This is a genomic window from Bacillus sp. AP50, from assembly GCF_040492675.1.
GTDB lineage: Bacteria > Bacillota > Bacilli > Bacillales > Bacillaceae_G > Bacillus_A > Bacillus_A cereus.
Window position 1 is genome coordinate 1 of record NZ_JBEUTW010000569.1, and the last position, 7,932, is coordinate 7,932.

The window sequence follows — 7,932 nt, forward strand, 5'->3', positions numbered from 1 at the left end:
ACAAAATTAGGGGTATGATGTACATAAAAATCCCCTGGTCTTATCCGATTTATTTCATTAAATTTTTCCTATTTAATACCTACCGCACTCACAAAAAGCACCTCTCATTAATTTATATTATAGTCATTGAAATCTAATTTATTGAAATCATCATACTATATGTTACGTGAGAAGTAAAGGTGTCATACTTTTATAACTATACAGAATGTAAAAAGGAAGAGGAAAACTTATATTTCAGTCTACCTCTTCTTTTTCATCACCAAATTACTGCTGAACATATATGGAAACTGATCCTCCACTTACTTGGAATTGTCCCCAACCATCCTTATTAATTGTTACAGTATTTGTTTGATTACCCGTAATATCGTACCATACTTCACCTGCGTTATTCTTCCCAACATCCATCCACTTTGACCCTCCTGGTCCATCAGAGATTAATGTTGCTAAACCAGAATTAGCATGTACACTATCACCTTCTCTTGTCCAGCCAATCACATCTGGATGATCAAAATAATCACGCTGCGTACCATATGCAAAGTTTTTTCGTGCCGTCAAAATCGGATCAATTTTATCCTTTAACGCTGGAATTTCATAGTTACTATTTCCTTTTGTACCATAGTAATCACCATAGAAAACAGAAGGATACCCCTCTGCACGCGTTAAAATAAATGCATATGCCAGCGGCTTGAACCAAGGGCTCACTACAGATTCCAATGACTGACCAGGCTGTGAATCATGATTTTCAACTAGAGTAACCGCAAGTGTAGGATGATTCGCAACTACCGTTCCTTTTAAAATATTTCTCATATCATAATTTCCATTTCCTGTTGAAGCATAATGAAAATTATAATGAAGTGGTGCATCGAACACAGATTGATTATAATTAACCTTCGCTAAATAATTATTTAAAGTCTGGATATCATTTTGCCAATATTCAGCTACTGTAAACATTTCTTTCCCTGTTTGCTGTCTAACGTGATTTACCCAATCGCGCAAATATTCATGATCAATATGTTTAACAGCATCTAAACGAAAACCATCTAAATTTAATTCATTCGCATACCACGTTCCCCATTTTTTCATTTCATTCGCAACATCTGGATGATCAAAATCAAGATCCGCATACATCAAATAATCATAATTCCCATTCTCGCTAGACACTTCCCAGTCCCATGCTTTACCTATGCCCCTAAATTTATAAATTCGGTTTAATTTCCTTCCTTCATCCCAATCCGTTCCGTCAAAATGATACCATTTCCATTTGAAATTAGAATAAGAATCTCCACGCCCTGGAAAGTTAAATCCCGTCCACGCACTAATTTCATAATCACCTGATACTTCAATATTCCGATTGCTCGGGTCTACCTCAACTGCTGTGACAGTTTCTGTATAATCAGCCCCACCTTTATGATTCATAACTACATCACCGTATACATCGATGTTTTTCTTATGTAAAGCGTCAATTGCAGATTTCAATTGTGCTTTCGTCCCATATTTCGTCCGCACTGTTCCCTTTTGATTGAATTCCCCCAGATCATATAAATCATATGCTCCATATCCTACGTCATTTTGCGTAGTTCCTTTATATGCAGGTGGTATCCAAACAGATGTAATTCCTTTTTCCGCTAAATTTTCAGCATCAGTACGCAAACGATTCCAATGATTCCCATCATTCGGAGCATACCACTCAAAATACTGCATTAACGTTCCATTGTTAACTGTGTCTGCATATGCTTTACTCCCGTCATATATACTAGGTAAAAACATAACAACTGACAATCCGACTATTGTTATTCTTTTAAACATCTGTACACCATCCCCTTCCAAGAAAGCGTTTGCATAGTTTATCAGAATTATTATAATATTCGTCCCACCGTTAGTAAAGTAGCAATCTCTCACTCTCTCATATTATTTTTAATCTAATTTCAAATATTCAACGTAGTTTTAATTTCACATCCTATTCAAGATTGTTTACAATTTACCTATAAAAGCATAACGGAGGGATTTCGATGACAGACTTTCAAAAACAATTTTTCGCACGATTACATATAGAAGAAAAAGACACAGTTTCATTTGAAGATTTATCTAACATTATGTACGCAATGGCACAAACTGTTCCTTTTGAAAACTTAAATATTCTCGAAAAGAATTTTAAAGAAATATCAAAAGAAAATTTGAAAGAGAAAATTTTAGTAAATAACCGTGGCGGTCTTTGTTATGAACTCAACCCTACTATGTATTACTTCCTGAAAGATTCTGGATTCGATGTTCATCTCGTTTCAGGAACAGTTTATAACGCTGCAAACTCCATATGGGCTGTTGATTCTGGCCATATCGCAACCGTTTTAACACATCATAATGAACTTTATTTAATTGAAGTAGGATTCGGATCATACTTACCTCTTGCCCCTGTCCCTTTCTCAGGTGAAGTCATTCACTCTATTACAGGAGATTATCGTATTCGTAAAGAAATGACCGAAAAGGGAAACTACATTTTAGAGATGCGGAAAAACAATGAGTTCTTGGATCAATCTTCTGCTGATGATTGGACGTTAGGCTATGCATTTTATATAGAAGAAGTGGATGAAGAAAAAGCAAATACAGCACAAAAAATTATCGTTGAACATGAAGGATCACCCTTTAATAAAGTACCTCTTATTGTAAAACTAACTGAAGATGGGCATGCCTCTTTAACGAAAGATAGCCTTACAGTAGCAAAAAATGGTAAAAAAACGAAAGAAACCGTTACAGACATGCAATATACAAACCTTTTACATTCAAAATTCGGAATTACACTATAAGTAAGTAAGCCTTGTTATTTCAGCAGGGCTTTTCAATTTTCAGCAGGGATTTTTTGCAATTTGTTGTATTTCATAGTTATATAGAAATATAACTACATGTTTAGAAAGGAAATGATTATGACAGAACTTAAAGATCGATTACAAGTAGCTGATATAGAAAAATGGGATTTAACAGACATTTACCATACAATTGAAGATTGGGAAAGTGATTTTCATAAAATTGAAGTATTAACAAAGGAATTACACGAGTTTAATGGAAATATTCACGATGGCAATAGTTTATTAGCTTATTTAACGAAGAGTGAAGAAGTTTCTAGCATAATATCTTTAATGTTCGCTTATGCACGATTACAATCTGACCTTGATACACGCGATACTGACGCGCAATCTCTTGTCGATAAAGTATCACAATTACACGTGAAAGTAAGTGCAGCGAAATCTTTCTTTTCCCCCTTCTTACTTAGCATAGACGAAAACACATTACATTCTTACATAGAAGAAACAGAAGGCTTACAATATTATAAAGAAGACTTATTTGAATTATACCGTTATAAAAAACACGTATTAAATAAGGACCAAGAAGAAATTTTATCACAAATGGGTGAAGCTCTTTCTTCTCCACAGCACACATTTGGTATGTTAAATAATGCAGATATATTATTTGGTGAAGTGACGACTGACGATGGAGAAAAAGTGAACTTAACACGCGGAATGTATGCAAAGTTAATAGAAGATACGAATCGTGAAAAGCGTAAAGAAGCTTATAAAGCATATTACAAACCATATGTTCAGTTAAAGAATTCCATCGCATCTACTTTATCCGCTGCTATTAAAAATAATGTTACTGTTTCGAAATTAAGAAACTATCCATCAGCGCTAGAGAAATCATTATTTGGCGATATGGTTCCGAAAGAAGTATATGAAAACCTAATTGATACAACGAAAAAAAACATTCAAGCATTACATACATACAATGAAATTCGAAAAGAAAAATTAAACCTAGATGAACTAAGACAATACGACTTAGGCGTCGATTTAGTAGAAGGTGTAAAACAAGACATCCCATATAGTGAAGCATTTGACATTATGATTGCATCACTAGCTCCTTTAGGAGAAGAATATATTGAGACATTAAAAACTTTTAAAGATAAAAGATATATAGACGTAAGAGAAACACCAGGGAAACGTTCTGGTGCTTATAACTTCGGTGTATACGGCGTTCATCCTTTCATTCTTTTAAATCATCACGATGATTTAAACAGCCTGTTCACTCTTACTCATGAATGCGGTCACGGTATGCATACGCACTATTCACATGGATACCAACCAAGAATTTCTGCACATTATTCTATCTTTGTCGCAGAAGTCGCTTCTACAGTAAATGAAGTGTTATTAATTCACTATTTATTAAAAGAAGCAAAAGATACGAACGTGCGTAACCATTTAGTTAACCATTTTATTGAGAAATTTAAAGGTACTTTCTTTACACAAATTATGTTTGCAGAATTTGAAAAAATCACACATGAAATGGCTGAACAAGGTAAACCATTACATGCACAAGTCTTCAGTGAAATTTATGAAAAGCTATTTAAAGAATATAACGGTGATTCACTTGTATTTGATGAAGAAGTAAAATACGGATGGGCTAGAATCCCTCATTTCTATCGCCCGTTTTACGTATACAAATATGCAACTGGATTCGCATCTGCCATTCAAATCGCTGATAAACTATTAAGCGGTGATCCGAATGCTCAGAAAAATTATATTGAATTCCTTAAAGGCGGAAGTTCAGACTACCCATTAAACTTATTGAAAAAAGCTGGCGTCGATTTAACAACGCCAGAACCGATTGAAAGTGCATTGAAACAATTCACTCAACTTGTTGAGGAGTTTTCAACATTATAAAAAGCATGCAGAGTATATGCTCTGCATGCTTTTTATTTGAATTACTCTATTCTATATGCTGCTGCGTCACACAATGAATCATACCACCGTATGCATACAATTCGTTAACATATATACCGACAATTCTTCTCCCTGGAAATTGACCTTCAATGATTTGAAGCCCTAATTTATCATGTTCATCACCGTATATAGGTACCAATACAACTTCATTACCAATGTAAAAATTTAAGTACGATCCTTTACAATCTGCTTCTTTTACCACTTTTCTTGTTACTGGTACTGGAATGAGCTGAAATGGCTTTCCATCTATATTTTTCGCTTGCCGTAATTCTTGATAATGCTTTTCGTACGCCTCCAAAAGGTATGGCTCTCCTTCATCGAAAGGATCATATTCATACAGTATCGTATTTTCATTTACAAACCGTGCCGCGCCATCAATATGATAATCCGTATCTTCATCATAATTATCTTCTCCGCGTATACCAGTTATCCATATAAAATTTGTTACTCCTAAATATTTCGTTAACTCCATTTCAATTTCTTTCTGACTTAGTGTGGGATTTCAATTTTCATTTATAATAGACGTTTTCGCCGCCATTAAGGTCCCGTTTCCGTTTATCTCAATTCCCCCACCCTCTAGACAGACACTAGATTCAACTTTTGGAATACGATACATTTCACTTATTTTATTCGGAATATTAGCGTCTTTTTCGTACGGATATTTATTTCCCCAACCATTAAATATCCAGTGCGTTAGGCAGCGATTCCCTTCCTTATCCGTTACAAAGATTGGTCCGTTATCTCGTATCCAAATATCATCAGTTTCTTGAATTAAGAAATCAATTTTATCCATATTTACATTAGCTTCAATTAACTTCGATTGGACATGTATTTTCTCTTCTTCATCACATACAACAATATGGACATTTTCTCCATAGTGAAGCTCCTTTGCCATCGATATCCAAATATCATCTAACTTAGCTCTGTAGCCTTCACCTCTATGTGCTTTATCATGTGGCCATTGGAGCCATGTACCTTCATGTTTCTCCCATTCCGCAGGCATATAAAACAAACTATTCTCTATATTTCTCATACGTGTTCACCCCTTATATGAATGTACGTACAGTCTATACTTTGACATCGTGTTAAGGTCAACAGGAATATCTTCATTTACTTGTAGCAACTTTATAAGGTGATTCTTTACTTCTCCTTTTTATTATGATAAATTGCTTTCATACATAGAATAAGGATTGACATAATGTTAATGTCAATCCTTATTCTCATTCTATTTTCGTAACTAGAAAACAAATTTGTGTCACATACTCTTCTGCTAAACAATCACATTCAGGTCCCTTTATATAAACCTCATATGGCGAATTAATTATTACATACCCATTTCTTTCAATCCATTCTTCTAACGCTATATAAGCGTAACCTATATAGTCGTAACTTCCATAATGCATAGTAGTAACGATATGATGTGGACTTAGTTGTTTCATTTCATACTCTTGTGCTACGTCTTCATCATTCCCCTGCATAACCGGAATTCTTAACTCAATATCACTGTTACTTGGAATATATTCTTCATCATAAAAGACTGCAGATGGAGAACCAACTATTTGAAAGTTATTTTTTTGTACCTCTTCATATAAGTCATAAAAATAATCATCCATATCATCTATATCTATTTTTACTCTTTGAGTAATTAACGTTACTTCGTTCCTCATTCCCATTAATATATCGTAACTTCTATGGCGAGCAATATTTAGACTACTATTCACCATTACCATTTCATTCATTTCTGAAATAACCTGTAAATTTTGCTTCACTTCCTGAGACAACTCGATAATTTGTGATTGTATATGTTGAACAAACGAATCTTGATCCGATGACTGCAAAACAATTTTAATTTTTGGAAGAGGAAATTTATACTCCCTTAGCTTTTTTATTTTCAGCGCTACTTCCAGTTGCTCTTGTTCATAATACCTATACCCATTAACCGGATTCACATATGCCGGTTTTAATATCTCCTCTTTGTCATAATGTCTTAACATCCGCGTACTCATTTTACAAATCCGAGAAAACTCAGCGATGGTATACATATCAATACTCCTTGAATATATTTTCTTTTCATTACTTATTTATTAAAACCAATCAAAAATCTTCTTCATTGAAAAATTTCCATTCTGATTTTTCAATCTTCTCATTTTCGAAGGTAACAAATGACTTGGACAATACCACGTTAAACAATTCATCGTGCCCCCCATTGTTGATATTTCTCCTACATGAATTTGAATAACTTGTTTCTCCGTATACTGTTGAATATATCGTAAAACTTCCTCATCTTTAGCTAGTCCAAACTTAGGAACATAAAGAGCATCACATGATTCTAACATATTTATATACAACCCTTTTGCCGATGCTATCTCTTGATCATATTGTCCTTTCTCTGTATATGATGAAGGAACAACTATAAATTCAGCTTCTGGCATTTGTTCTTTAATAATCTCTTGAACACTATATGTAAATTCATGATCCCCTAAAAAATCACTAATAAACATTGTATGTTCATCAATAAATTTAACCATTCCGTCTGCGTGTGCTAGTACATCCCCTTCTTCAGCAGGAATAATAATAACTCGGCTCACATCTAAATCCCATTCTAACTGCTCAATAATTTCCTCTTCTGTCCAATCATCGTTATCATCAAATATGCGTTCTGTTAATATTACAGTATCTTTTTTATTCCAAATAAGATTACCACCATCTAATATTAATGGGGATTTTACATATTCAAAGTCATTCTTTTTCAACCATTTATTAAATTGTTGATCTAAATATCGCCCTTGATCATCTGGCAAATAATTTGGTCGATATTTAAATTTAACTAGATGATTTGTGACAACCGGTGCAACATCTCTTAGCCAAATATCATCATACTCAAAACAGCTCGTATGAAAGTCTTGTTCTTCAACAGATAAAGATATAAGTTGATCCGCAATTGATTTCTTTTCATTTAAACATTCATTAAAGTAAATCAAGTCTTCATAAAATGGTTGATAATATTCATTTGATTCGTCTGGTATTGCAGTAAAAATAATGCCATTATGTTTTTGTTCCATATTATTCACCTCGCTTTTTAATAGTAGTTACATAACTGATTTTAAAAAGCCAACTATTCCCAAATTTATGTCTTTTTTCGTTACAACTCATGCAACATGTACAT

At 33.8% G+C, this 7,932-nt stretch carries 5 protein-coding genes and 1 pseudogene; 2 read left to right on the plus strand and 4 right to left on the minus strand.

Annotated features, from left to right (window positions below; translation table 11 throughout):
* Positions 1–264: 264 nt before the first annotated feature.
* The gene (gene amyS, locus ABWK52_RS26695; protein ID WP_098541139.1) at positions 265–1,806 is read right to left on the minus strand and encodes an alpha-amylase; all 1,542 of its coding nucleotides are present in this window, start codon (positions 1,804–1,806) and stop codon (positions 265–267) included.
* 203 nt (positions 1,807–2,009) lie between these two features.
* Here amyS and ABWK52_RS26700 point away from each other — a divergent pair, with 203 nt between their 5' ends.
* Positions 2,010–2,801, plus strand: a complete 792-nt coding sequence (locus ABWK52_RS26700) for an arylamine N-acetyltransferase family protein (RefSeq protein ID WP_000129195.1) — start codon at positions 2,010–2,012, stop codon at positions 2,799–2,801.
* 117 nt (positions 2,802–2,918) lie between these two features.
* Positions 2,919–4,706 carry an oligoendopeptidase F gene (pepF, locus tag ABWK52_RS26705; protein WP_098541141.1) on the plus strand — a complete coding sequence of 596 codons (1,788 nt, stop codon included), beginning with the start codon at positions 2,919–2,921 and terminating at the stop codon, positions 4,704–4,706.
* Positions 4,707–4,752: 46 nt separating this feature from the next.
* On the opposite strand, the pseudogene ABWK52_RS26710 reads toward pepF, so the two are convergent.
* From ABWK52_RS26710 to ABWK52_RS26720, 3 genes and pseudogenes are all read right to left on the minus strand, one after another.
* A pseudogene (locus ABWK52_RS26710) lies at positions 4,753–5,799 on the minus strand (agmatine deiminase family protein).
* A 187-nt stretch (positions 5,800–5,986) separates the two neighbouring features.
* Positions 5,987–6,808: a MerR family transcriptional regulator gene (locus ABWK52_RS26715; RefSeq protein ID WP_000287984.1), complete on the minus strand. Its 822-nt coding sequence runs from the start codon at positions 6,806–6,808 to the stop codon at positions 5,987–5,989.
* 42 nt (positions 6,809–6,850) lie between these two features.
* Positions 6,851–7,828 carry an agmatine deiminase family protein gene (locus ABWK52_RS26720; RefSeq protein WP_098541142.1) on the minus strand — a complete coding sequence of 326 codons (978 nt, stop codon included), beginning with the start codon at positions 7,826–7,828 and terminating at the stop codon, positions 6,851–6,853.
* Positions 7,829–7,932 lie beyond the last annotated feature (104 nt).